Raw genomic sequence first — 25,073 nt, 5'->3', positions numbered from 1 at the left:
TTGGCTGCTAAAAAAACCCCTGATCCAGCTAAAAAAATCATATATGAAACCGCTTACTGATTTGTTACTATATAGAGTATCAATACCAGAAAGGGGTTCGATCATATGCCAGGAGAGTGGGAACAGGCAGAACCAGGGGTAAAACGCAAAGTATTCACACCAGGTAAATCATTGATGATGATGGAGGTCCACTTTGAAAAAGGGGCCGAGGGTTCGGAACATAGTCACCCGCATGAACAATTGACCTATTGCATGGAGGGTAGCTTCGAGTTCACGATCGAGGGTGAAAAACATCTTGTGCACGGAGGAGAAACATTGGTGATCCCGGGCAATCAGGTCCATGGTGCACTGGCGCTTGAAAAAGGGATTTTGCTTGATACATTCACACCGCTCCGCGAAGATTTATTGAAGTAATAGGGCTTAAAGGCACGATAGTCGAGTAAGGGGGCAGTCCGTATGGAAGAGGGGATGATGGGCAGGTTCAATCAATTCTGCGAACAGGTTTATTTCCTCGTGGCAGTACAGCTGCGAGCCATGGCCGGCCTGTTGGCGGGCGGGATTGTATTCGGTTTATTTCCGGCATTGTATGCCACATTCGCTGTCATGAAGACACGCCTTCGCCATCCGGAAACGGAAACAAACGCAGGCAGTGTCTTTTGGTCTGTCTATAAAGCTAGTTTTTTGAAATGCCAACTGTATGGTTATGTCTGGCTGACACTCGGTTTGTTTCTTTATTATGACATTCGGCTGCTGTTCAGTTATTCGAATGTGCTGGCGTTTGCCGCAGCCTGCCTTCTTGTCAGTCTGTTGTTCATCTACCTGTTGTCATCCTTGCTTATCCTGCCGATAGTTGTTCGTTACCGGTTGACGGTTTTAAACAGCGTCCGTTTTTCGGCAACGATTGCCCTCTTAATTCCGTTTGTTTCCTTGGCTTTAACCGTTTTGATAATAGTTTGCGGGCTGGTGTTGGCTTATGTTCCGCTGTTGTTTCTTTTTTGCGGAGTCAGCTTCCTTGCTGCGGCCTGTACCAAAATTGCTTCTTTTGCTTTCAGAAGGATGGAGCGAAGCGGCTATCTGCGGTTGGAGGATGCTGAAGCTGGCTATATCTATAACAAACGTTTTGGAAAAGGAGTGGGAGAATGATTGATTTAGAAGGGAAAAAGGCGCTCGTGACAGGGGGCGGGACCGGAATCGGGAGAAGTATCGCCCTCGGACTGGCCGAAGCAGGTGCCGATGTGGTTGTCCATTATGGGAAAAACAGGGAGGGCGCTGAAGAAGTAGTCCGCCTGATCGAGGAATTTAGCCGCAAAGGACGGGCTGTTCAGGGCGATGTACTGAAAAGTGATGACATAGAAACGTTGGCTGCTGAAACAGCAGCTTTTTTTAACGGAGAGCTTGATATTTTGGTGAACAATGCAGGCCACATGGTACAACGGGCGACAATCGAGGAAATGAGCGAGGAACTGTGGCACAGGGTAATCGACGTCAATGTGACCAGCACCTTTCTCGTCACAAAAGCTGTCCTGCCGTTGCTGAAGGCAGCAAGCAAAGATGGTAAGCTAGGTGGAAAAGTGGTCAACATGACTTCGGTTGCTGCCCATAATGGAGGCGGACCGGGAGCATCTGCTTACGCTGCGTCAAAGGCCGCTGTATTGACGTATTCAAAAGCGTTGGCCAAAGAACTGGCCCCTTCCCGAATAACTGTCAATGCCGTGTCACCTGGTTTTATTGGCAATACACCGTTTCACAATACGTTTTCCACAGCAGAAGGACGGACCAACACGGTTAAAACGATTCCTTTGCAGCGCGGGGGTGAACCGGAAGATGTAGCAGGAGCTGTGCTCTATCTCGTCTCCGACCTTGCAGGTTTCCTCACAGGTGAAACCATCGAAATAAACGGCGGCATGTACATGCGTTGAGAAGTTAACGGGGACAGTCCCCCAACATGGTAGCACTGCGTCTTGGTAGAGCGGTGGGGGACAGTCCCTGCAAGTTCTAAAACCGGCAAGTCGGTGATCTGTAATGCGGGGATTTGAACTTCGGAAACTCTTATTTATTGAACCTGGCAGTAATAGGAAAAAGGAAGCAAAAGCATCGTGCCCTTTGGCATGGTGCTTTTTTAAAAATGTAAAGGACGAATCGAAAGAGATTCCAGGCAAACAATTTTTTGAAGTTTCCCCAACTGTCAGGAAAATAATGTTAACATTAAGTTACCTACTGATTAGAAAGAGTGACAAGCATGAGGAATCCATTATCCAAAAAGATTTATAGAAGAATGCTTCTGCGAGATCTGTTTTTCGGCAGACTGCATAGCTGGATCCTGTTACTTCTATACGCATTGCTGTGGAAGGTTTTGTTCACGATTACAAAAATAGGTCAGCTGAAGACAAATGTACCCTTGTTTATGGTTATCGGTGCAGGACTGTTATTTCTCCTAATCTATCAGGTCAATCTATACCGAAAGCAAATGAAAAAAGCGTATTTATATAATCCGGACAATTATTTGGAAGTCCATGGTTCCATATTGGAGATATACTCCTCTGCCGAAGGAAGGCGGCACACTCTTTTACTGGATGATTTGATCAGGTTGAAAGAAAACAAACAATGGTATTTTTTGTACTTTGGGGATAAAACGTTTTTTCCAATTCTAAAAAGCAGCAATCTTTCAATAGATAGATTGGAAAAATCCAAGCCTCTCCCTTTCACTGTTTGGATGGTAGTTCCCGCTCTTCTGTTACTTATTACAGCTTTCGGTGTATATAATGTCGGTAAAAATGCAGTCAACTTCAACGGAGCGCAGGCCTGGAAATTAAACGAGCTGAAGACCGATACAAAAATCAGACTGGACAATGATGATTTTTTCACTGCCAAGTTGGAAGGCGTTATGGAAGATGTAAAAGAAAAGATGGACATGGAACCGAATCTGATGACGAACGATTTAGAAATTGAATTTGACAGGGATGGAACGATTACCAGTATCTATATGTATCTTTATGGATACGATGATGAACACTTATTGCAATCCGGGTATTTGATTTATTCAGAGAAACCTGCAGGCAATAAGGTGACCGTCCATAAACAGGATTGGGAGGGAGAAGGGACCGAAACTTACAATCCTGCCAATGATTTTTCTATCGTCATCAATATGTTGGATAATATCGATTTGGAAGCAGACATAAAAAATTGGGAAGCAAATCATTTTGGCGTGCTTTATAAAGGCATACGAAATTGGGGCGGCAATCATGAAGGGATTGTGTACCTGGATGAAAATGGGGAACACAGTTTTCCTGCTGTCTCTGACTGGGGTATCGCCGGTCCGTCCGTTTCCTTATATGTGCCAGGAAAAGAGGAGCAGATAACACCGATACGGTATGTATATAAGCCATCGTCAACAATAAATTAACAGGGGGAGATCAAGTGAAACAAGCTCTTTTAGTCATTGATGCACAACAGGATTTAATGGACGGAAGTAAAGTTGAAGAAGGGGTTGTGGAAAAGGAGAAAATCATTGCCAACATCAATCTGGTAATTGAGAAGGCTAAGAGCAATCAGGCATTACTTGTATTTGTGAGAGATTTAGAAGTCGCATTGGGGAAGGGTGCAGGGTTTCAAATACATGAAGATATCAACGTTCCTCCTGAAGCTGTCATTTTCGATAAGGAGGCAACCAACTCCTTTTACAGAACGCCATTAAGACAATATTTAGTCGAAAATGAGGTAGAGCATTTAGTCGTGATGGGGTGCAAAACAGAACATTGCATCGATACAGCTGTCAGAACCGCTACTATCAATGAGTTTGATGTAACGCTGGTTGGGGATGGCCATACGACAAGCGATTCCCAGGTATTGCCGGGACACAAGATCATCGATCATCATAACAGGACACTGCACGGACATTACAATGTCGATCATTTTTCCATGGTTCGAAATGCGGAGGAAGATTTATTTCGACCAGAGCATGATAAATATAGAGAAGTAGAAGATTGAGTTTTTGCGTGTTGGGTGGAATAAGGAACGTGCCTGTATAATCAAATCTACTGTCGTTTTCTAGTGGATAACAAATGGAAGGGAAAAGATACTAGCAGAGAGTCTTCGGCTAAACCAAGAAACCCAGGGGGCTCTTTTTTGTTGCCCAAGTTTCCGTACGGTATAATCGGTAAAGAAAGGCAGGGATGAATATGTTTGATAGTATTAAGGATACGATTGAAAATGCAGGCTTTGGCCGGAAAGGGATCATCAAGAGGTACATTAAAACCTTTTCGGAGAATAATCTGGAAGAAGACGAGCAGCTGCTTGGAGTGGCAGCTCCAAGCGACAAACCGACCCAATTGTTATTTGTGACGAGTAAGAAAACATGTTTTTATCACATGGCGGCTTCTGATCAATCGAACGATTTAAAGGTAGCAAATGAAGAGATAACTTCCTGTGATGTGAACAGGGCCAATGGACTTGCCGGGATTACCATCGAAACAGCAAAAGGACCGATTAACATAAATAAAGTGCCGGAACAAACAGCCGACCAAATCAAAGAAATCCTGACCAATCCCTCATAGGGAATCATGCTCGGTGTGTTGGGGTCAGTCCCCCGCCGAAGTAATACTGCGTCGTGATAAAGAGGCGGGGTAAGCTTCAAACGGAAAAATCAGCGTTATTTTGAGCGATACTGCAACAGCGTGAGTGAATAACAGACCGGTTTGTACTGGGGTCAGGCCCCGGTATAATTTTGCAACAGGGGAGGGTCTGACCCCTGTCGAAGGTTGTCGGATGCTTGTGCTTTTAAATGGGAGCGCTTTAGTTTATACTTTTATTATTACAATAAAAGTTAGAATAAAAGTGGGGAATAGGATGAGAACGTTACATTTAAACTTCGAAGAAGCAATCGAAATCTGTAAAGCGATATCGAATAAACATAGAATGGCAATACTGCGTCTCTTGAGTGAGCGGCCGCACAATGTCAACGAGCTAGCGGAACGATTGGATTTGCCGTTTTCGACAACAGCAGTAAATGTCAAAAAACTGGAGGATGTCAATCTGATCATTACAGAATTGCTACCCGGACGGGGCACGCAAAAAATCAATACGAAAAACTATGACCAAATTGTCATCGACATCGGCCCGCAGGAAACCAAAAAACCGGAGCATGCTGTCGTGTACGATATGCCGATCGGCGAGTATAGCGACTGCGAGGTAGAACCGAGCTGCGGCCTGGTTGGGGAATCAGACTATATCGGGATACAAGATGATCCGCGTTCTTTTTATGAAACCGGACGTTCAGAAGCCCAGCTCCTTTTCTTTAAAGCAGGACATGTAGAATACCGGTTCCCGAACAGGCTTCCTTACGGAGATAAAGCGACGCAAATCGAATTCAGTGCCGAATTATGCTCGGAAGCGCCTTTGCATAAATTGGATTGGCCATCGGATATAACCGTCTGGGTCAACGGACACGAAATTGCTACCTGGACTTCACCTGGTGATTTTGGAGGAGAGCGTGGTTTTCTCACACCAGACTGGTGGATGACCAACCATACGCAGTATGGCTTGTTGAAAAATTGGCGGATTACGGAAGAAGGCTGCTTTCTCGATGGAATGAAAATCAACAGCGATTGCACAATCGATACGCTGAAAATAGCAGAAAAACCGTTCATATCATTTAAAATTGGAATAAAAAGCGATGCTGTGAATATGGGCGGCTTGAACTTGTTTGGAAATAAGTTCGGAAATTACGAACAAGGCATCGTCATGAAACTGAAAGTAGAAGAAAAAAATTAACGTACTTCCCATGGAAACACCTGGAGATCAGTATTCGGCGGTCTGCAGGTGTTTTTCTAATGGAGAAATGTTCCACTGTACCTCTGCTGGCGTGTTTATTATATTTTTTTATATTTTATAACAATAATAGTTGAATTGAAACATCTTTATATATTATAATCATGTTATGAAAAGGTTTACATTCCAAGGGAGGGAGGAGGGGCAGAATAACGGTGAAGAAAGTGCTACTGTTAGGAATGATTTGTACGGCATTGTTCGGTTGTTCCTCAGAGAGTGGACAAAGCGAAATGCAAGAGACGTATCAAAATCCAGTGTATGAACCAGTTTTAGCAGATCCTTCTATCTTAAAGGCTGAAGATGGCTTTTATTATGCTTATGGCACAGAAGACGCATGGGGCGATGATGCCGAAACAAAACTGGTGCCGATCGTCCGGTCAAAAGACCTGTCGGAATGGGAGTATATCGGAGAAGCTTTCAAGGATAAGCCTGAATGGAAAGGATCTGGCAGTATATGGGCACCGGATATTCACCATTACCGGGACAGCTATTATTTGTATTATTCCTTATCTGTCTGGGGAGACAACAACCCTGGCATCGGGGTAGCCGTTTCAGACACACCCGAAGGGCCGTTCGAGGATAAGGGAAAATTGTTCACCAGTGAAGAAATTGGCGTGGATAATTCCATTGATCCTTTTTTCTATTCGGAAGACAATCAGGCCTATCTGGTCTGGGGAAGCTTCCATGGCATCTATGGAGTCAAGCTGGCAGAAGACGGCCTTTCTGTTCAGGGAGAGCCCTTCGAAATAGCCGGCACAGACTATGAGGCACCTTACATTGTAAAACGAGATTCACAGTATTACTTTTTTGGCTCTAAAGGTTCCTGTTGTGAAGGAGAAAACAGCAGCTATCATGTTGCTGTCGGACGGTCAGACAGCTTTACCGGTCCTTATGTGGACCAGGAAGGCAAACCGTTGATGGAAAATGGCGGGACGACCATACTGGCCGCCGACTCAGAGAGTAAGTTCGCCGGACCAGGCCACAACGCTATCCTAACCGATGAAGCAGGAAAGGACTGGATGGTGTACCATGCGATCGAAAAAGAAGATCCATTGTTATGGTCGGGAGCTTCCAGACGGCCGTTGATGATTGATCCGATCAGTTGGGAAGATGGCTGGCCGGTTGTCAGAGACGGTCGGCCAAGCGAAGAACCACAGGAAGCCCCTGTCACTGAGTAGACGGGATATATTTTTTTATTCTATGTAAGCGCTTATTTTAAAAAGAGGGAGTGTCATGATGAAACAGACGAAAAAATGGTTGGTAACCTTATTTGTTGGATTGTTAGCCTTGGTACTTGCAGCTTGCAGTGGAAACAGCGGAGTAGCAGACAACGAAGGAGGAAGCGGAGATGAAGGCGGATCTGGTGACAGCTCGGAAATTACGCTATGGGCGCCATTCTCCGGTCCAGATGGTCCGTATATGAAAGAAATTGTCGATGGCTACAATGAATCACAAGATGAATATACTGTTGACTTTCAAATTGTTCCCCAAACGGAATATTACAAAAATGTCGACTTGGCCATCAATGGCGAGAAGAATATGCCGGACGTCATGATCATGCACGGTGATCAAATTTTCACTTATGCAGAAAAAGATGTGCTACGTAACATGGACGATATCATGGGGGATCAAATCAGTGAAGAAGAATATCATCCAAGTGCGATAGAAGGTGCTTCAGTGGATGGAGAGTTGTACGGGGTGCCGTTGGATATCCACCCACTCTTATTCTATTGGAACAAAGATATGTTTGAAGCGGCCGGTCTCGATCCGGAGCAGCCGCCGACCAATCGAGAAGAATTCATTGAATATGCACAGAAACTGACGGATAAAGAAAACAACCAATGGGGCTATGCTGTTCCTACTTTATGGCCGCAAGAATTTATTTTCCCGACCATCGTCAATCAAAATGGTGGTGCGTTATATAAAGATGGTGAGGTTCAGTTTACCTCTGATGCGGTGGTAGAAGCGTTGGAATTTGAAAAATCATTGATTGAAGAATATGAAGTTTCACCGAAAGACGTTCAGCAAGACGGTGAAGTCACCTTGTTCCTTCAAGGAAAGAGCGCCATGCAGTTGAACGGTCCATGGATGCTAGAACAGTGGGAGGAGTCTGGTATCAATTATGGTGTGGCACCGGTTCCTCAGCTAGGAACAGAGCAGGAAGGGGTCTATGCCAACTCGCATAACTTTGTCATCCCGCAAAATACCGATGAGGCGAAGCTGGACGCCATTACAGATTTCTTAAGTTATGTAGGAGATAATGCCATTTCATGGGCAGAATCCGGCCAGGCACCGGCATCGAAAGCGGTATATGAGAGCGATGAATTCCAGGAAGTGAACGACCAGTCACCTCAAGTTGCCAAGCAATTCGATTATGTCAGCTTTGCCCCTGATGTAGATAACTGGGGCCTTGCAACCAGCCCGTTGATGGAAGCGGTCAATGTAGCGCTGCTGGGACAAAAAGGTGTTAAGGAAGCATTGGAAGAAGCACAGCAAAAAGCTTCACAAGCATTAGAAGAGTAACCAGGATGGAATAAGCAGGCGGCGGAAGCTCCTGCTTATTCCATGAAATGCTATTCCCAGTTGGACGACAAGCTACATGAAATCGAGGTGAAGACAATGGACAAAGAAAAACAGCCAATCAGTAAAGCGAAAAGAGACCGGCGTTCCAAGCTGACTTCCTTTTTGTTCGTACTGCCGTACTTAATCATGTTTTTGGCCTTTTTATTTTTCCCGCTTATTTACGGAATTTACATCAGTCTGAATGACTACAACTTGTTGGCACAAGAACACCCATTTATCGGATTCGACAACTATGCCCGGATTTTCAATCCCGATTCCGCAATGTTCACCCTATTTTTCGACGGCTTGTGGAATACGATTAAATTCGTGGTTTTCTCGGTGCCGCTGCTCGTGATTATCGGTCTCGCCCTGGCGCTGCTGTTGAACAGCCTGCCGGGAAAAATCCGGGGATTGTTCCGTACCATTTACTTTATACCGTACGCGATTTCGGTTTCGGTCATTTCCATCTTGTTTTTATGGATTCTCGATACCAATTCCGGATTGCTGAATAATTTTCTAATGAATCTTGGCTTTGATCCGGTCCCATGGCTGACCAGGCAGCCATTTGCCTGGATTTCCCTGGTTGGAGCGACAGTCTGGTGGACGCTTGGCTTCAACATGATCATTTTCATCAATGCACTGAATGAGGTGCCGGAAGATATGTATGAGGCAAGTGCCATCGACGGGGCTACCGCCTGGCAAAAATTCATTCACATAACACTTCCGTCGATACGCCCAATCATGTTGTTTGTCGTGATCACCTCGACGATCGCTTCCTTCAATGTGTACGGACAGCCGTATTTGATGACAAGAGGCGGGCCTGGTGATTCGACAGAGGTATTGCTGATGGGTATTGTCGACCTGGCATTTGAGCAGCGCGAGCTGGGGATAGCTTCTGCGATGGCAGTGCTGATGTCCTTGATCATGATTGCTGTATCGATTGTCCAGTTCAAAATATCCAATCGGAATCAAGAAGGGGGGAAAACCAGATGAAACAAACAGGAAAAAAGACGGTGTTGGTCATTCTTGCTGCCATCCTCGCATTGTTGTTTCTGATTCCGCTTGCCTGGATGATTTCGACTTCCTTTAAAAATGACTTCGAAGCGATTGCCGGAGGGCTGAACTGGATACCGGAGGATTTCACTTTTGAAAATTATACGTACACTTTGCTGGGTGAAGGAGTGGATGTCCCAATTTTCAAGTGGATGTTCAACTCCTTGTTTGCCGGAATTGCCGGCACTGCCATCATCGTTGCCATCGATGCGATGGCCGCCTACGGGCTGGCAAGGCTGGACGTTCCGTTGAAAAAATATTTATTTCCTTTGTTCATCAGTACGTTGATGATCCCTTTTGTCATCACGTTTCTTCCTATGTATATGCAGTTCAGTAATTTGGGGCTGTTGAATACCTATGCTGTGTTGATTTTTCCATACACAGCCAATGCGTTCGGCGTTTTTTTACTCTATCAATTTTTCCGGTCGTTTCCGAAAGAATTGGAAGAAGCGGCACACTTGGACGGTGCGAACAAATGGCAAATCTTTTTACGCGTCGTGGTCCCTTCTGCCCGGCCGATTTTGTGGACACTGGCGATCTTCTCCTTCATGCAGATCTACAATGACTTTCTGTGGCCGCTGGTGGCGACGAATACGCCGGAGATGCGGACGATTACAACCGGGATCGCGATTATGCAGCAGGGCAGTTTCGTATCCTCTTACGGAAAATTAATGGCATTGACGACAATTGCCACCGTTCCGATTTTAATTGTGTTTTTAATCGGACAGAAGCAATTAATCAAAGGTATTACGCAGACAGGCATTAAATAATTCATCGGAGGTAGCATATGGCAAACTTACAAACAGAATATCCAAGACCTCAATTTCAGAGAAAACAATGGTTGAATTTAAATGGAGAGTGGAACTTCGCTTTCGATGACGAGCAAATCGGTTTGACGGAAAAATGGTACTGGAATTTACCGGGAAATCGGACAATTCAGGTTCCCTTTGCATACCAGGCAGCCAACAGCGGGATCGGAGATGCTTCCTTCCACGATGTTGTCTGGTATCACCGCACTTTTGCAATTCCGGAAGAATGGAATGGTCAGGAGATCATCCTTCATTTCGGAGCGGTCGATTACCGGGCGTGGGTGTACGTTAACGGCCAGCAAGTTATGTATCATCAGGGAGGAAACGTTCCTTTTTCCGCAACAATCACTCATTTGTTGAGGGAAGAAGAAAATGATTTGGTTGTGCGCGTGGAAGATCCTTCTGAGGATACCACGATTCCACGTGGGAAACAGTATTGGCATGAGCAGTCTGCTTCGATTTTTTATACAAGGACGACAGGCATCTGGCAGACGGTTTGGCTGGAGCCGGTGGCAGAAACATCGATCGGACAGGTGCGTTGGACACCGGATATCGATGCAGGTTCGGTTGAGTTGGAAACAGAGATAGCAGGTGAATTAAGCAGTGAGACGGAACTGCTGGTCGATATCACTTTTAAGGGAGAGCCAGTTGTATCCGAACGGATCCAAGTGTTTCATCCCCACTTAAAAAGAAGCTTCGATATTCGCGGCCGTTTTACGGACCGTAGCAATATCCATGGTCCTGGCTGGTATTGGAGTCCCGAGCATCCGAATTTGTTCGATGTCACACTCCGATTGGTTCGTGGAGGAGAAACCGTCGATCAGGCGGAGAGCTATTTTGGCATGCGTAAAGTGTCTGTGGAAAACGGTATTTTTATGCTGAACAATAAACCGTATTATCAAAAGCTGGTATTGGACCAAGGGTACTTTCCGGGAGGATTGTTGACCGCCGAATCGGATGAAGCCCTGAAACAGGATATCGTGCTGGCAAAAGAAATGGGGTTCAACGGAGCCCGTAAACACCAGAAGGTCGAAGATCCCCGTTACCTGTATTGGGCAGACCGGTTGGGCTTCCTCGTATGGGGGGAAATGGCTAATTGTTCCGAATACAGTGAGGCGGCTGTCGAACGGATATCGGCAGAGTGGGCGGAAGCGGTCAAGCGCGATTATAACCATCCTTGTATCGTGGCGTGGGTTCCGCTCAATGAAAGCTGGGGTATTTCACGCGTCGCAAGGGAGTCCCAGCAGCAGCACCATTCCCTCGCCATGTACTATTTGACGAAGTCATTGGACACTACCCGTCCGGTTGTTTCGAATGAAGGTTGGGAGCATACGATTTCCGATATTTGTGGCATCCATAACTACCGCTCAGCAGAAGAAATGGCTGCAGCATATCAGACAACAGAAACAGCCGTGACGACAGAACCTGCACAGCGGCCGATTTATGCACGTGGCTTCAGTCACCAAGGAGCGCCGATTTTGGTGACTGAATATGGCGGAATAGCATACGACGTCAAAGAAACCGATCAGCCGGATGGATGGGGGTATTCCGCTGTTCAATCGGGAGAAGATCTGATCGAACAATACCGGAAGATGACCGAGGCACTGCTCCATGCGCCAGCCCTGCAAGGATTCTGCTACACACAATTGACAGACGTCGAACAAGAAATCAACGGACTGCTCACCTATCACCGTAAACCAAAATGTGATTTAGAAGCAATCCGCCAAATCAACCAAAGCAAACACTAACGGGGTCAGTCCCCAAAAACAGCTGATTTTCCATTTTGTAGAAGAAAAAGCATTGGCGGGGACTAACCCCACCAATGGGTGAAATGGCTTAGTGCCTTGAAATCTCCAACAGAGGAATGCCTTTAATGAAGGGGTTCAAGCAACAAATGTTTATTTTGGGGTCAGTCCCCAGCGGCTGGCAAATGCGGTTCATAGGAACTAAATAGCCTTATCGGGGACTGACCCCCTCTACGCTCCTCAAGCGACATCTCAGTAAATAAAACCCTCCGCACCTATTCAGGCTACGGAGGTTTTTTTGGCGTTATGCGGTTTTTCTACTGCTGTTGACCAGCAAAATAATGTACAGCAGCATGGACACGAAGACGGACGCGCCAGCTGTCAGGTAAATGAAGCTGTAGCCGAATGCGCTGGCGATTTGCCCGAATGCCATCGCTCCTACTCCGACTCCTAAATCGAAGAAGGAGAAAAAGGTAGCATTGGCCATGCCTTTGCGGTTGGAAGGAGCTTTATCGACCGACCATGCCTGCAAAGCTGGCTGCACGCTGCCGAAGCCAAGGCCGTATAAGGCTGCAGCGATATACAAGACCAGTGAATTCGGCAGCCAGACCAGCAGTATCATTGCAAAAAGAATCATCAACGTTCCCGGTAGAAAGACCAATAGGTGTCCTTTCTTATCATATAGTCTGCCGGCAAAGGTGCGTGATACCATTAAAAACAGTGCGTAAACAAGAAAGTATACTTCAATGCCAGCTATACCTTCTTCAGCTGTATATAGAGGAAGAAAAGAAGCAATTCCTCCAAAGGTCACTGTAATAAAGAACAACAGAACAGAAGGCTGGATAGCGCTTTTTTCGAAAATATCAAATTTCACGGTAACCGTCTTATGCCTGGATTGTTCTACTTTTTTATATCTGATCTGCGATGACAGAACGAGTGCCACTACCCCAAGAGCGGAACAAATCAAAAACAGCTGTGTGAATGATATTTTTCCTGCCAAGGTCAAACCGAGGGCTGGACCGAAAGCCAGTGCAAGGTTGCCAGACAACCCAAAATAGCCCATCCCCTCGCCTCTTCGTTTCGGCGGAATCAAATCGGTGGCAATCGTCCCCGTGGCCGTCGTGGAAAACCCCCATCCTATTCCCTGAATGACACGCATGATAAATAAAAATGCGATGCTTGCGATAATTGCATAAGAACCAACCGAGATGACAAAAATGGCCAGTCCGATCATATAGACAAACTGCCGTCCCCTTGATTCTAAGGCGTGACCGGCATATGGGCGGAGTAATAAAGCGGAAAAAGTGAAAATACCTGTGATGACTCCGATTAATTGATCACTGCCTCCCAAATGCTGGACAAACAACGGTATGGTTGGCAACGTCATTTGAAATCCAAGAAAAATAAAAAAGTTTGCCATGCAAATCAGGGCAAAATCCTTTGTCCAAATTTTTTCTTTTGAAGCGGTATTGGCGGTTGTGTTTTCTACCATGCAGCTCTCCCTTTCTTTCGAAACTCGAAATATAATTATACACGAGTTTGGCAATATGGGAATAGATATGCTTACCCTCTAGAAGAGTAGCGGAGGCAAATGAATATTTTCTCCATCCAATCTACAAATATCCCCGATTCTCCATCTCTTTAACGACATAAAAAAAGGAACTTACAGGTAATAATAACTGGAAATTTTACGTCTGGGCTAATGGACTATTCGATGTCAAAATTCTTTAATTCGAGAGGTTAAACAATCTAACTAATCCCGAAATTTTAGGTAATTGGACCCTATTTTCCTGGAGGTAAATATTACTATAAATCATCATTTGTAAAAAAATACCATGGTAAATTTAGTACCAAAATATCAATTTTCTGAAAATGACAGATAGTCAGTTGACAGTAAAATTTTGGTTCATTAGCCTTAAGTAAGAAGGAGCAGACACATAACATTTTTTTACTTTCAAGCCTTCGACAGAAAATCCAATTTAAGGGAGATGAGATGTATGGCAGGACAAATTCGTATGACGCCTGATCAGTTACAGGCAAGAGCAAAAAGATATGGTCAAAGCTCACAGCAAATCGAGCAAATCTTGAGAGATTTGACGAATTTGCAGGAAGAGCTTCGGGGAGAATGGGAAGGCCGTGCGTTTGAACGCTTCGACGATCAATTCAGAGAATTGAAACCAAAGGTGCAGGATTTTTCCCAATTAATGCAGGATATTGAGATGCAATTGACGAAAACGGCCGAGGCTGTGGCGCAACAAGATGAGGCCCTATCACAAAACTTCGGACTTAGATAAGATCCTGACCTCCCTGAGATGAGCTGCACGGCGGTTGTTGTGCAGCTCAAATCTTGTCAGTATCTATTAGTCTAAGAATAATGCAGAGTTGTTCAAAGAGCCACGTAGATTTGGCCGGTTCCCGGCTATACCGCGAATTATACTTCTATGTTGAAACCTTCAGAAAATCTGAGTGCGTTTAATACTCCGTTGACTCGATGACTTTTTGAACGCCCATCACAAATGGTTTAGTAGGAGATGTCCCATATGAAAAAACTCGATAAACGCTGGTTATTATTTTTACTTTTAATCCTAATCCTTGGTTCAAGCTTATCCTACCTGGCATTGAACAGGCAGACGGCAGAGTCGGAAACAAAAGAAACAGAGAATACACAAAGAATGGCCATTGCTCTGGTCAATGAAGACAAGGGTGCTTCATTGAGTGGAGAAGCACTGGCTTTTGGTGATGCGTTTGTGGAAAGTATCAATAACCGGGATGATCACGACTGGTTTGTTGTCAGCCGTGGAGTGGCTGAAAGCGGTCTGGAACGCAATACATACGATATGATGATTGTCATCCCGGATGATTTTTCCGAAAAAGCTCTTTCCATCGAGTCGGAAAACCCCGAACAAGTTGTCCTGAACTATAAAATCAATGCCTCCGACAACGAACAGATAAAAACAGAAGCGGAAAAAACGGCAAGTAACATACTGAACGATTTCAACCGCAGAATTATCGATGTGTACTTTGCCAGCATTGTCGGCAACCTACAAGACGCTCAAGACAATATTGGCGAAATTATTTCCAAACAAGCAGTATATACGCAAACGTTTAATACGGAAATCCATAACCCGTTGGAAAACTATACGAGTCAATTTGGAGCAATAAAAGACAATACCCAGATTTCAAAAGATAGCTTTACAGGTTTCCAGGATATAGTGAAGGACTTTGAAACACAGCTGGCAGAAAACGCGGAGCTGGATGAAAATTACCGATCAGGAATGCAGGATGTATTCCAGTTAGCTGAAAACAATAGCTCGCAAACGCTCGATTTCTCTCAATCTATCAATCAATTTGACGAATCACTGAACCAATACGATGTTGAACAGCAGTTGGAAAATTTGAAGCAGGCAAATATCAACATTAATAACCAGTTTGCACAGCAGGACAATAGCCAGACAGAAGAACCGCCGGTCACCACTTTTATGCTCAGCCGGCAGAGCGTTTCACAAGCGCCGACAAACAATATCAAACTGGGCGCTGCTGCCTTGCAACAGCATTTGCAGGAATCACTGGCGAAAGTGGAAGCGACCCAGCTCGAAATCGAAAGCAGGCTGAATCCGGACAATGAAGGCGGATATACTGGAAAGGTTAAGGCTAGTATTTCTTCTTATCTAGACGAAGCATTTGAGGGGGAAAGCGAACCATTAGATAATTTGCTTGAAGCCCAGGACAATAAGGCGAGGAATTATATTAAAAATCAAATTTCTAAGCTTCCAACACTTGATCCAAATAAGTTGAAGGATTTTGGTTTAACTGAGGATACGTTAAAAGATATACGAAAAACAATTAAAATTACAAAGATATTTGACCCGGATTTTTCACTTCCACCGGATAGTGAAAATACTTTAGAAGAACATATTACCGATGTTAAAAATCATTTAATTTCTAATGGAGTGGAAGTTTTTGATGCTGTCCACATTCCTAAAAACGAGAATGATGGTCAGGTTTTCACGTTGGAATTACCAGAAGGCAATCCGGAATTTGAAGTTACGAATCTTCAATTAAAACTTCCTGGAAAAAAGGATTTTCAAAATTACACTGATGTTTATAGAGATACAGGAAAAGTTAATCTTTCTCCAAATGAGGAAGGTAAATTTAATATCAAGGTCACCCTGAAGCTAAAAGAAAATAGCACTATTGATATATATCAACCCATCAAGTGGACATGGAACTTGACACAAAAAAATATAACAAAAGAAGATGAACCAAATACAGCATTTTTACAAGAGAAGAATGTTTCTTTAGTTGCAAGTACTACAGTTTCTAATACTGAGGGAGAATCAGTTCAATCAGAAACTGAGATGATTCAAGAAGATGCTGAAGTGAATCAAAATGATAATAGTAGTGAGCAAGGGGCTGCAGAGGTAACTGATAGTGAATCGGAAGTAAGTGATAATCCAGAAGAACCTGAAACAGAAGAAACTAAAAATTCAGAAGAACCTGAAACAGAAGAACCAGGATCTGGCAATGAAGAAAAACCGAATGATAAAACGGAAGAAGAAACAGAAGTTGAAGTAGTAGAGATAATTAATAATCAAATCAATCGAACAGTTCTAACCCCTGTGGAAAAAATGGATGATACTACTAAGCTACTGTTCAATGGAGCTATTAACAAAGTTGCTCCATATTACAAGTTATATTCAGCTTTTGAAGCTTACTATGGTTTTGATATTTCTTCAGACGGTTTCTTAGATAAACTGAAGGACAGTGATAGCCTTCATGAACTAGCAACAGAGGAGTCGCTCTATTATCTATTCAATGAAAAAGATATAAAAGATCTGCTAAAAGACTATATCGTTGAAAAAATCGTGGATGATGTCACGGCAGAAATCCGACAGCCTTGGGATAACCTGCATAGCAGAATAACTGCCTATCAATTCCAAGTTCAACAGGCCAAACGGAATGCTGACAAACTTGTCGAACGTATCAATACGACGGCTAAAGAGGCAGAAAGACTTAACAAGAACCTTGCTGCCACATTGGCCGATGTTGAAGCATGGCGGGAAAACAGCTTGCAGCTATTGGAATCCAACAAACAGCTGCAAACCAATCAAGAAGAAGAACAAACAGCGATTATGGCATTGGATCAGGAGTTTCAGCCACTGCTTACAGCAAGTCAAAGCCTTTCCGAGCAGGCACAGGGAAACCTGAATTCTGCCGAGACGGTTTATGATACATTCGACCAAATCGATGAGCAGGCAACGGAAATCCAGGAGAGCGGTACAGACTTGGTAAGCCAGGCGGAAACCTTGTCCGTCGACATGACGAATAAGCTTCTGGCTGACCAGGAATTCGCCGAGAATTTCAAAGGTGTGCTGGCGAACAGCAGAGTCGGGGAAAGGCAGAACGAAGAGTTATATGACTTTCTGTCCAACCCGGTACAGGCGAGCAACCAGGGGACCATGAGCAAAGTTGGCACAACAACGACAAAAAATACTTTCACACCATATTACCTTGTGTTGATTTGCTTTATCGTCGTGTTGTTCACTGCTTATGTCATCTCGACAATCAACCAGAAACGCCGCGAAGGAAATCCATTTGAAGCAGAAAAAACATTGGCAGGCTTGAATGCCCCAATTACACTGGTTACCGCTGGAATTGGGGTGCTGGAGGGGCTTGTCATCGGAGTTGTTTCCGGCTACTCGATGGGGTTGACAGATAAAGCGCTATTGTTGCTCACAGGAGTCATCATTCTCCTGATAACCGGCATGCTGCTGCTTGCGACTTACTTGTTGAGACAGTTGAAAATGATTGGAATGTTCCTGCTGCTCATGGTATTGAGTCTGTACCTTTTCGGTAAAAATGCCTTTGGTTCCGGTGTGGCGGGCATCGACTATTTGAAAACTTACTCGCCGCTCCATTACGTCGAATCCCTGCTGTTGGAAATTTGGCAGGGTACAGCAAATTATCAATTGTCACTGTTTATCATCATCGCAGTAGCTGTGCTGGGAGTTTTAGCAAATTTATTTGTCCTGCACCGTGCAGACAATGAAGGGGACATGGACGATGAAAGCGACGCAGAAGCTGGGTAAACATTCTTTTTTCCTTGCTGCCGCACTGCTGGTGCTGACTACTTACGCAGCACCGGCAGTATATGCGGAGAGTGATGGCTCTTTAAAAATGAAGGTTGATCGAATCAAACAGGAGAATAAGGAGAACCAGTCCAATAAGGAAACAGAATTAGATAAGGTTTTTCCTGACCTATTTGCGGAAGAAACCTTCACAGCCATCAAGCAAGTTGAAGAAAAAAACAATCAATCGATGGAAGCATTAGAGGAAGAGCTGTTTACAATGGAGGAAGAGCCGGTTACAACGCTGCATGCCACCAGAAATGCTTTGTTCGAAGAGACTTATACAGTGACTGCATCCACAACAGCGGATGCTGAAGAAATACAAGCAGATGAAGAGAGCTCTGGCGTTGGAAGTACTGTTTTAATGGTTTTGACAGGAGCAGTTCTTTTATTATCAGGTGGACTTTACATCATGATGCAAAAAACACTTGGTTAGGAGATTGACGCATGGCAAAGGACACCCATATCAACGTGACGATGGATTTCAGCAAACGAATAGACGGGGGCGGAGTCTATGATCTTCGTATCCCCTCCCAAGTTTCTGTAAAACAATTGCTTCAATATGTGATGGAAACGTTGAATTTAGCCTCTGAGGAAAACAGCCGCAGCAGCATCAAGGTGGTGACCAAGAATCTCCTGATTGCTGACGATGATATGTTAATCGACTATCCTGTGACGGATGGAGATATCCTGCTTGTATTATAAGGGTTATTAGACAAAAGGAGTCAGTTGAAATGAAGGAAAAGACATTACAGTTTGAACATCTGTCACTTCCCTTTGTGATAGAAAAGAACAGCTGGCATTTAAAGCTGCCAAAATCCCAAACCAATATAAAGGATATCCGGCAGATGGATTTGATGCAGCAGCCTTCCGAATACCTTTGTCCGCTGACGGTCGAGGAAGAAGCAGATGCATTCCAGTTTGATTTCCAAGTGAACAGCAGAAGAAAGCGATGGAAGCAAATTCTGAAGCTTCAGCGCAATGAAAAATTAAGGCTTCTATGTAATTTGGGGAAGCTGGAAAGCTATCTATCGACAAGAATTACTGTTTTTCTGCATCCGGACAATGTAGTATTCGATGACAATCTTATGCCAGTAGTCGTTTACCGCGGAATCCGCGGACTTGTCCCGCCTTATGAAATGGAAGAAAGTTCGTTTTTGAAGCAATATAAGTGCTTTATCATCGCCCTCTTTTCCAAAAAATACGATTTTGACCAGTTATACAATGGTTCGCTGAATGATGTGAAAGAAACCGATTTTCAGCGGAAAGTGAGCGAGATAGACGATCTGGAAGAGCTGCATGCCTATCTGCTGGAAAGTTATGAAGAGGAGCAGCGTAAAACGGAAAAGACGATGTCTGTGGTTCCGACAAAACGCTTCAAGCTCTTCAAGCAGCTTTCCATCGGGATGATTGTCGCGGCTGTACTGCTGGCTGTCCCGGTTGTTTACTATGGACTATTGAAAGTCCCTTTTCAGGATGACTTGCTGGCAGCTCATGGTGAATACCTTGCCTCTTCCAACAGCGGGGTGATTTCGACACTGGAAGATGCAGATCCGGAAAAGCTGCCGCAGCAGACTAAATATATCCTGGCCAATGCTTACATTAATGTCGAGAACTTATCGGAGTCGGAAAAGGAAGTAATCCTCAAAAATGTCAGTTTGAAGAGTGATGAGAATTATCTGCTTTACTGGATTTATAACGGACGGGGAGACTTCGACCAGGCGCTTGAAACGGCAAAGTATATTGATGACCCGCAGCTGATCATGTACGGCTTGATTAAAAAAATCGAACAGGCGAAAAACAACCCCGATTTATCCGGAACGGAACGGGATGAACTGGTTAACGAATTGCAGGATGAGCTGAATCGCTATCGCGAAGAATACAATTTGGATTCAGATGAAGCCGGCGATGCTATACAGGACAATGCGGATACCGAACCAGAAGAACAACCAGCAAGCGATACGCAAAGCGAGCAAGAGGAACAACAGGAACAACAGGAAAACGATTCTCAGGAACAAACAGAAAACAAAGATGAATGACTTCATGTGTTCCATTTTCCAAAGGGTTAGAGAGGGAGAAACAGATGGCGGAAAAACTACTTATGGTTACTTATCGGCAACAATTACATAAATGCCATTTACACGAATCGGCAGCAAAACAGGTGACAATCGGGCCGGATTGGTCCGATGCACTTGCGTTTCCGGATATGGAACGATCCCTGTCAGGGCAATGGGATGGGAAGCGATGCACCATCGAAGGAAACAAGGTAGAGGAGCATGTATCCATACAAGTTGCTGACGAGCAGCTCGATGCTTTTCTTCTCGATACAAATGATATGCATGCATTCGACACAGCGGGCAAGGATATCGTTACATTCGGCACCCATGCTTATGATGACATCACACTGCGTCAATCGGAAGCCGATTTTGTTTTAAAAAGAATACCGGAGGATGGCGCATTTGCTTTGGAAGTTTCCACGGGGAATGTTTATCATAATTTTGCCGGCGGAAGCGAACATGCGGTTGTCCTGCCGGGGGATCAGCTATTTACTGACGGCTTTTTGTTTTCCATCGGTGAAAATGAAATTCATATCACTGCCTCCAGGCAGCGTTTCACAAGTAAATTGGTAGAACTGGTCCATGTCGCCACTCCTTACACAGAAGAGTATCCGGACTATCATCGTTCTCCCCGGATCATTTACCGGGAACCAGAGGAAAAACGTACCATCGCCAAGCCATCGAACAAACCTTCCAAGCCCAGTGAACAACTGGCACGTACGATCGTGCCGCCGCTTGTCATGGTTGTTGCGCTGGTGCTGATTTCCCTGGTTCAACCACGGGGCATTTACATTATGGTCATGCTTTCGGTAACGGTCGTCACCATTATTTTCTCCATCACGTCCTACATCAAGAATGTGAAAAAGTACAATGCCGACATGAAGGAAAGGGAAGCAAGCTATAAAGCCTACTTGCAGCGGAAAACGAAGGAGCTGTACTCAGCAACAGAGGAGCAGCGCCATGCTTTGACCTACCATTATCCTTGCGTGGATGAAATCCGCGACATGGCAGTCGGCGTGCAAGCCCGCATTTACGAAAAAACGATTTACCATCATGACTTCCTGAACTACCGGACAGGGCTTGGCGAAGTCGACACAAGCTTTTCGATTGAATTCAATGAAGAAGAATTCACCCAGGAGAAGGATGAACTGGTCGATGAAGCCCGGCAATTGCTTTCCCAATATCAAACGTTGAAAGATGTCCCTGTGCCGGCATCGCTGATGAAGGGGCCGGTCGGTTATATCGGACAGCGGCCGCTTGTCCTGGAACAGCTTCAGCTGATGGTCATGCAGCTTTCCTTGTTCCACAGCTATCATGATTTGCAGTTTGTCACCATTTTTCCGGAAGAAGAAAAAGAAAAGTGGGACTGGATGCGCTGGCTTCCCCATGCAAGTGTCCGCGATGTAAACGTACGGGGCTTTGTCTACCATGAGCGCTCGCGTGACCAAGTGCTTCATTCCCTTTATCAGGTGCTGAAGGAGCGCAAGCAGACACTGGATGAAAAGGGGAACAACAACAGGGAGAAAATCTATTTTTCTCCGCATTATGCCATCCTAATCACGGACGAAAAAATGATCCTTGATCATACTATCATGGAATTCTTCAATGAAGACCCAAGTGATTTAGGCGTTTCGCTCGTATTCGTGCAAGATGTGATGCACGCCTTGCCGGAGCATGTCAAAACGGTCATCGATATACGGGATGCCAACAACGGAACGATTGTGCTGGAAGAAGGCGAGCTCGTTAACAAACACTTTTCTCCAGACCATTTTCCACAAGGCTTTGATAAAGAGGAAGTATCACGGGCGCTGGCACCGATCAACCATTTGCAAAACCTGAAGAACTCCATTCCGGAAAGCGTGACCTTCCTGGAAATGTATGGAGTGGATAAAGTGAACGAATTGACGATTGCCGAGCGCTGGGTGAAAAACGAGACATATAAGAGCCTGGCCGTACCGTTAGGACTGCGCGGGAAAGAGGACATCGTCCAGCTGAACCTGCATGAAAAAGCGCACGGTCCCCATGGACTGGTAGCCGGTACAACTGGTTCCGGTAAGTCGGAAATCATTCAATCGTACATTCTATCGCTTGGTGTCAATTTCCACCCGCATGAAGTCGCTTTCCTGCTGATCGACTATAAAGGCGGCGGCATGGCGAATTTATTCCGGAATCTGCCGCATCTTGTGGGAACGATCACCAACCTGGACCGGGCCCAGTCGATGCGGGCGCTAGCTTCCATCAAAGCAGAACTACAGAAGCGACAGCGTCTGTTCGGCGAGCACAATGTCAACCATATCAATCAATATCAGAAGCTGTATAAGCAGGGAGAGGCAAGCGAGCCAATGCCGCATTTGTTCCTGATATCCGATGAATTTGCCGAATTGAAATCTGAGCAGCCCGACTTTATGAAAGAGCTGGTATCGACGGCGCGGATCGGACGTTCACTCGGGATTCATTTGATACTCGCCACGCAAAAACCGAGCGGCGTGGTCGACGATCAAATCTGGTCCAACTCCAATTTCAAGCTCGCACTCAAGGTACAGAACGAAGGAGATTCCAACGAAATCCTGAAAACACCGGACGCAGCGGAAATCACGCTGCCTGGGCGCGCTTACTTGCAAGTGGGGAACAATGAAATTTATGAATTGTTCCAAAGCGCCTGGAGCGGTGCCGATTATGTACCGGATAAACAGGACCATGAGTTTGTGGACACGACGATTTATGCAATCAACGAGCTCGGCCAGTACGATATCTTGACCGAGGATTTAAGTGGACTGGACAACAAACAAGAAATCGAGAAGACACCGACCGAGCTGGATGCCGTCATCGATTATATTGCCGAATATACAGAAGCCCAGCAGATAGAACAGCTGCCAAGACCGTGGCTGCCGCCGCTTCCGGAAAGGATCAAAGCAGCGGATCTGCACCCGGTGAATTACGAAGAAGAATGGCAAAAGCCGAAGCCGGCATTGCAGGCTACCATCGGCTTGCTTGACCAGCCGGAGCTCCAGTCCCAGTCTCCATTGACCTTGAACTTGGGCAAGGATGGCCATGCCGCCGTTTTTTCCAGTCCGGGTTATGGAAAATCAACCTTTTTGCAAACCGTCGTAATGGACCTCGTGAGGCAGCATAACCCGGAGCAGCTGCACGTTTACCTGCTGGACTTCGGCACAAACGGCCTGCTTCCGCTGAAACAGCTTCCGCATGTCGCCGATACCATCCTTGTCGATGAGGAAGAGAAAGTAGGAAAACTGATCCGCCTGCTTTCAGCGTCCATGAAGGAACGAAAACAAAAACTGAGCCAATACGGTGTCGCCAACATGGAAATGTACGAAAAGGCCAGCGGCGACAACGTCCCGAACACCGTCATCGTAATCGATAACTTCGATTCGGTAAGAGAAGCAGATTTTTCCGATGAATTTGAAAAACTGGTCACGCAAATCGCCCGAGAAGGCGCAAGTATCGGCATCCATCTCGTCATCAGTGCAGGAAGGCAAAGCGCCATGAAAATGCCGCTCCTTTCCAATATCAAAACGCAGATACCACTGTACTTGATTGAACCGACAGAGGCTAGATCGATCGTCGGCAAAACTGACATCGAGATAGAAGAAATTCCCGGAAGAGGTCTCATCAAACTGGAAGACCCTGCCCTGTTCCAGACCATGCTGCCGGCAGAAGGAGAAGAAACCCTCGAGGTAATCGACGCCATCCAGCAGACGGCGAAGGAAATGAATGAACACTGGCAAGGCGACCGGCCGGAGGAGATACCGATGGTTCCCGAAAGGCTAGCCTATGAAGACTTTATCAAGCGTTCAAAAACACAAAAGCTTATTTCCGAAGGCGGCATACCGTTTGCAGTGGATTTTGAAGCAGTCGAGCCGGTTGCACTGGATGTGGAAAAAGATCAGAACACGTTGGTGCTGGGAGATAATATGGATGGTATTGAGCAGACATTCCTTACGATTCTGACTAGTATGTCGGCGAACGAGCATATTGACATCGGACTGATCGATAATGATTCACTTCGGTTTGCAGCACATAAACAGCATACGAATATTTATGCCGATGGAGAAATTTCCATGGAAGAGATGGCAGGACAGCTTCAGCAATTATTCGAAGCGAGGGAAGATGCTTTCCGGGAAATCCAGTCATCTACAGGCGGCCAGGCAACCGTAAATGACTTTCTTGAAGAAATACGCCCGATAATCGTATTGGTAACAGATGCATCCCACGTTATTGATTCCATGTCACTCACTACCCAGACAACGATTGCAAAGCTTGTGGAGAACGGACCGCGGATGGGAATACACTTTGTCATCGGTGCCGTCCATAGTGCCATCGATCGATTATATGACGATGTTACGCAAGCTATCAAAAAGCAAAAAAACGGTGTGCTGCTTAGCAGAATAACAGATCAAAACATATTGGAAGTTGCCAACAGGCCATACCGTGAGCAAAGCCTGGAGGCCTATGAAGCCTATTATATCCAGCAAGGAAAGTCGGAAAAAATAAAAGTTGCGGCACCTCTTATAAAAAGGAGTGAAAAGGATGTCCTGGTTTTTTAGAACCGAAACAGAAAAGAAGCGGGATGCCTACTTGAAGCTATACTATAAGCTGAAGGATGCAAAAGCGGATCATGACAGACTGGTAAACGAAGCAGAGTCGTCCTATTCCAGCTATACCAGTTCGGTACCTAATCTATCAAACTCCAAGATACCGTCTAACGACTTTGACCCGAAACGAGAGGAATTAAATCAGGAGCTGCTTCGGTACTTTAACTATGAAAAAAACAAACGAAGCCAGCTTGTCCATGCGGCTTCCCGCGCTTATGAACGTTACCAGTATTATAAACAGTTAGCTATAAAAGAAGTAGAAGAAGACTAGTATGAAAAA

The 25,073-nt window shown here is 45.2% G+C and carries 20 protein-coding genes; 19 read left to right on the top strand and 1 reads right to left on the bottom strand.

Going from position 1 to position 25,073, the window contains the following annotated elements; translation table 11 throughout:
- Positions 1-105 precede the first annotated feature (105 nt).
- From ERJ70_RS15490 to ERJ70_RS15435, 12 genes are all read left to right on the top strand, one after another.
- A complete protein-coding gene (locus tag ERJ70_RS15490; RefSeq protein WP_209365692.1) occupies positions 106-414 on the top strand; it encodes a cupin domain-containing protein in 309 nt (102 codons plus the stop codon).
- Positions 415-456: 42 nt separating this feature from the next.
- The gene (locus ERJ70_RS15485; protein WP_209365691.1) at positions 457-1,143 is read left to right on the top strand and encodes a YesL family protein; all 687 of its coding nucleotides are present in this window, start codon (positions 457-459) and stop codon (positions 1,141-1,143) included.
- Positions 1,140-1,919, top strand: a complete 780-nt coding sequence (locus ERJ70_RS15480; RefSeq protein ID WP_209365690.1) for an SDR family NAD(P)-dependent oxidoreductase — start codon at positions 1,140-1,142, stop codon at positions 1,917-1,919. Before ERJ70_RS15485 ends, ERJ70_RS15480 begins: the two co-directional genes overlap by 4 nt.
- A gap of 320 nt (positions 1,920-2,239) precedes the next feature.
- Entirely contained in the window at positions 2,240-3,403 is a 1,164-nt protein-coding gene (locus ERJ70_RS15475; RefSeq protein ID WP_209365689.1) for a hypothetical protein, read from the top strand.
- A gap of 14 nt (positions 3,404-3,417) precedes the next feature.
- Positions 3,418-3,987: an isochorismatase family protein gene (locus ERJ70_RS15470; protein WP_209365688.1), complete on the top strand. Its 570-nt coding sequence runs from the start codon at positions 3,418-3,420 to the stop codon at positions 3,985-3,987.
- A gap of 191 nt (positions 3,988-4,178) precedes the next feature.
- Positions 4,179-4,553, top strand: a complete 375-nt coding sequence (locus tag ERJ70_RS15465) for a hypothetical protein (protein ID WP_209365687.1) — start codon at positions 4,179-4,181, stop codon at positions 4,551-4,553.
- Between the two features lie 292 nt (positions 4,554-4,845).
- Positions 4,846-5,769 (top strand): ArsR/SmtB family transcription factor, encoded by a 924-nt coding sequence (locus tag ERJ70_RS15460; protein ID WP_209365686.1) that lies wholly within the window; start codon positions 4,846-4,848, stop codon positions 5,767-5,769.
- Between the two features lie 212 nt (positions 5,770-5,981).
- Positions 5,982-7,004 carry a DUF5005 domain-containing protein gene (locus tag ERJ70_RS15455; protein WP_245208025.1) on the top strand — a complete coding sequence of 341 codons (1,023 nt, stop codon included), beginning with the start codon at positions 5,982-5,984 and terminating at the stop codon, positions 7,002-7,004.
- A gap of 55 nt (positions 7,005-7,059) precedes the next feature.
- The gene (locus tag ERJ70_RS15450; RefSeq protein ID WP_245208024.1) at positions 7,060-8,349 is read left to right on the top strand and encodes an ABC transporter substrate-binding protein; all 1,290 of its coding nucleotides are present in this window, start codon (positions 7,060-7,062) and stop codon (positions 8,347-8,349) included.
- Positions 8,350-8,445: 96 nt separating this feature from the next.
- Positions 8,446-9,381 (top strand): carbohydrate ABC transporter permease, encoded by a 936-nt coding sequence (locus ERJ70_RS15445; protein WP_209365685.1) that lies wholly within the window; start codon positions 8,446-8,448, stop codon positions 9,379-9,381.
- Positions 9,378-10,211 carry a carbohydrate ABC transporter permease gene (locus ERJ70_RS15440; RefSeq protein WP_209365684.1) on the top strand — a complete coding sequence of 278 codons (834 nt, stop codon included), beginning with the start codon at positions 9,378-9,380 and terminating at the stop codon, positions 10,209-10,211. Before ERJ70_RS15445 ends, ERJ70_RS15440 begins: the two co-directional genes overlap by 4 nt.
- Positions 10,212-10,228: 17 nt before the next feature.
- On the top strand, positions 10,229-11,998 hold the full coding sequence (locus tag ERJ70_RS15435; protein WP_209365683.1) for a glycoside hydrolase family 2 protein: 1,770 nt from the start codon (positions 10,229-10,231) through the stop codon (positions 11,996-11,998).
- Between the two features lie 301 nt (positions 11,999-12,299).
- Here ERJ70_RS15435 and ERJ70_RS15430 read toward each other — a convergent pair whose 3' ends face one another.
- A complete protein-coding gene (locus ERJ70_RS15430) occupies positions 12,300-13,487 on the bottom strand; it encodes an MFS transporter (protein WP_209365682.1) in 1,188 nt (395 codons plus the stop codon).
- A 505-nt stretch (positions 13,488-13,992) separates the two neighbouring features.
- Between ERJ70_RS15430 and ERJ70_RS15425 the strand changes: the two genes are divergently transcribed.
- The 7 genes from ERJ70_RS15425 (at position 13,993) to ERJ70_RS15395 (ending at position 25,064) form a co-directional block, all read left to right on the top strand.
- Positions 13,993-14,289 (top strand): WXG100 family type VII secretion target, encoded by a 297-nt coding sequence (locus ERJ70_RS15425; protein ID WP_026571199.1) that lies wholly within the window; start codon positions 13,993-13,995, stop codon positions 14,287-14,289.
- 246 nt (positions 14,290-14,535) lie between these two features.
- A complete protein-coding gene (esaA, locus tag ERJ70_RS15420; protein ID WP_209365681.1) occupies positions 14,536-18,084 on the top strand; it encodes a type VII secretion protein EsaA in 3,549 nt (1,182 codons plus the stop codon).
- Entirely contained in the window at positions 18,059-18,559 is a 501-nt protein-coding gene (essA, locus tag ERJ70_RS15415) for a type VII secretion protein EssA (RefSeq protein WP_209365680.1), read from the top strand. The genes esaA and essA overlap by 26 nt, the downstream gene beginning before the upstream one ends.
- An 11-nt stretch (positions 18,560-18,570) precedes the next feature.
- Positions 18,571-18,828: an EsaB/YukD family protein gene (locus ERJ70_RS15410; RefSeq protein ID WP_209365679.1), complete on the top strand. Its 258-nt coding sequence runs from the start codon at positions 18,571-18,573 to the stop codon at positions 18,826-18,828.
- A 29-nt stretch (positions 18,829-18,857) separates the two neighbouring features.
- Entirely contained in the window at positions 18,858-20,162 is a 1,305-nt protein-coding gene (gene essB, locus ERJ70_RS15405; RefSeq protein WP_209365678.1) for a type VII secretion protein EssB, read from the top strand.
- A gap of 44 nt (positions 20,163-20,206) precedes the next feature.
- A complete protein-coding gene (essC, locus tag ERJ70_RS15400; RefSeq protein WP_209365677.1) occupies positions 20,207-24,745 on the top strand; it encodes a type VII secretion protein EssC in 4,539 nt (1,512 codons plus the stop codon).
- Entirely contained in the window at positions 24,729-25,064 is a 336-nt protein-coding gene (locus tag ERJ70_RS15395; RefSeq protein ID WP_209365676.1) for an EsxC family T7SS substrate, read from the top strand. The genes essC and ERJ70_RS15395 overlap by 17 nt, the downstream gene beginning before the upstream one ends.
- Positions 25,065-25,073 lie beyond the last annotated feature (9 nt).

Source organism: Sediminibacillus dalangtanensis (assembly GCF_017792025.1).
Classification (GTDB): Bacteria; Bacillota; Bacilli; order Bacillales; family Amphibacillaceae; genus Sediminibacillus; species Sediminibacillus dalangtanensis.
Note: the sequence above shows the minus strand (reverse complement) of the source record. Positions and strands in the feature narration are given on the sequence as shown.

Excerpts from the sequence above, each read along its gene's own strand:
- ERJ70_RS15480 (WP_209365690.1), top strand. The coding sequence starts at position 1,140 with ATGATTGATTTAGAAGGGAAAAAGGCGCTCGTGACAGGGGGCGGGACC.
- essA (WP_209365680.1), top strand. The coding sequence starts at position 18,059 with ATGAAAGCGACGCAGAAGCTGGGTAAACATTCTTTTTTCCTTGCTGCC.
- ERJ70_RS15410 (WP_209365679.1), top strand. The coding sequence starts at position 18,571 with ATGGCAAAGGACACCCATATCAACGTGACGATGGATTTCAGCAAACGA.
- ERJ70_RS15440 (WP_209365684.1), top strand. The coding sequence starts at position 9,378 with ATGAAACAAACAGGAAAAAAGACGGTGTTGGTCATTCTTGCTGCCATC.
- essB (WP_209365678.1), top strand. The coding sequence starts at position 18,858 with ATGAAGGAAAAGACATTACAGTTTGAACATCTGTCACTTCCCTTTGTG.
- ERJ70_RS15430 (WP_209365682.1), bottom strand. The coding sequence starts at position 13,487 with ATGGTAGAAAACACAACCGCCAATACCGCTTCAAAAGAAAAAATTTGG.
- ERJ70_RS15475 (WP_209365689.1), top strand. The coding sequence starts at position 2,240 with ATGAGGAATCCATTATCCAAAAAGATTTATAGAAGAATGCTTCTGCGA.
- ERJ70_RS15490 (WP_209365692.1), top strand. The coding sequence starts at position 106 with ATGCCAGGAGAGTGGGAACAGGCAGAACCAGGGGTAAAACGCAAAGTA.
- esaA (WP_209365681.1), top strand. The coding sequence starts at position 14,536 with ATGAAAAAACTCGATAAACGCTGGTTATTATTTTTACTTTTAATCCTA.
- ERJ70_RS15460 (WP_209365686.1), top strand. The coding sequence starts at position 4,846 with ATGAGAACGTTACATTTAAACTTCGAAGAAGCAATCGAAATCTGTAAA.
- ERJ70_RS15465 (WP_209365687.1), top strand. The coding sequence starts at position 4,179 with ATGTTTGATAGTATTAAGGATACGATTGAAAATGCAGGCTTTGGCCGG.
- ERJ70_RS15445 (WP_209365685.1), top strand. The coding sequence starts at position 8,446 with ATGGACAAAGAAAAACAGCCAATCAGTAAAGCGAAAAGAGACCGGCGT.
- essC (WP_209365677.1), top strand. The coding sequence starts at position 20,207 with ATGGCGGAAAAACTACTTATGGTTACTTATCGGCAACAATTACATAAA.
- ERJ70_RS15425 (WP_026571199.1), top strand. The coding sequence starts at position 13,993 with ATGGCAGGACAAATTCGTATGACGCCTGATCAGTTACAGGCAAGAGCA.
- ERJ70_RS15450 (WP_245208024.1), top strand. The coding sequence starts at position 7,060 with ATGATGAAACAGACGAAAAAATGGTTGGTAACCTTATTTGTTGGATTG.
- ERJ70_RS15485 (WP_209365691.1), top strand. The coding sequence starts at position 457 with ATGGAAGAGGGGATGATGGGCAGGTTCAATCAATTCTGCGAACAGGTT.
- ERJ70_RS15435 (WP_209365683.1), top strand. The coding sequence starts at position 10,229 with ATGGCAAACTTACAAACAGAATATCCAAGACCTCAATTTCAGAGAAAA.
- ERJ70_RS15395 (WP_209365676.1), top strand. The coding sequence starts at position 24,729 with ATGTCCTGGTTTTTTAGAACCGAAACAGAAAAGAAGCGGGATGCCTAC.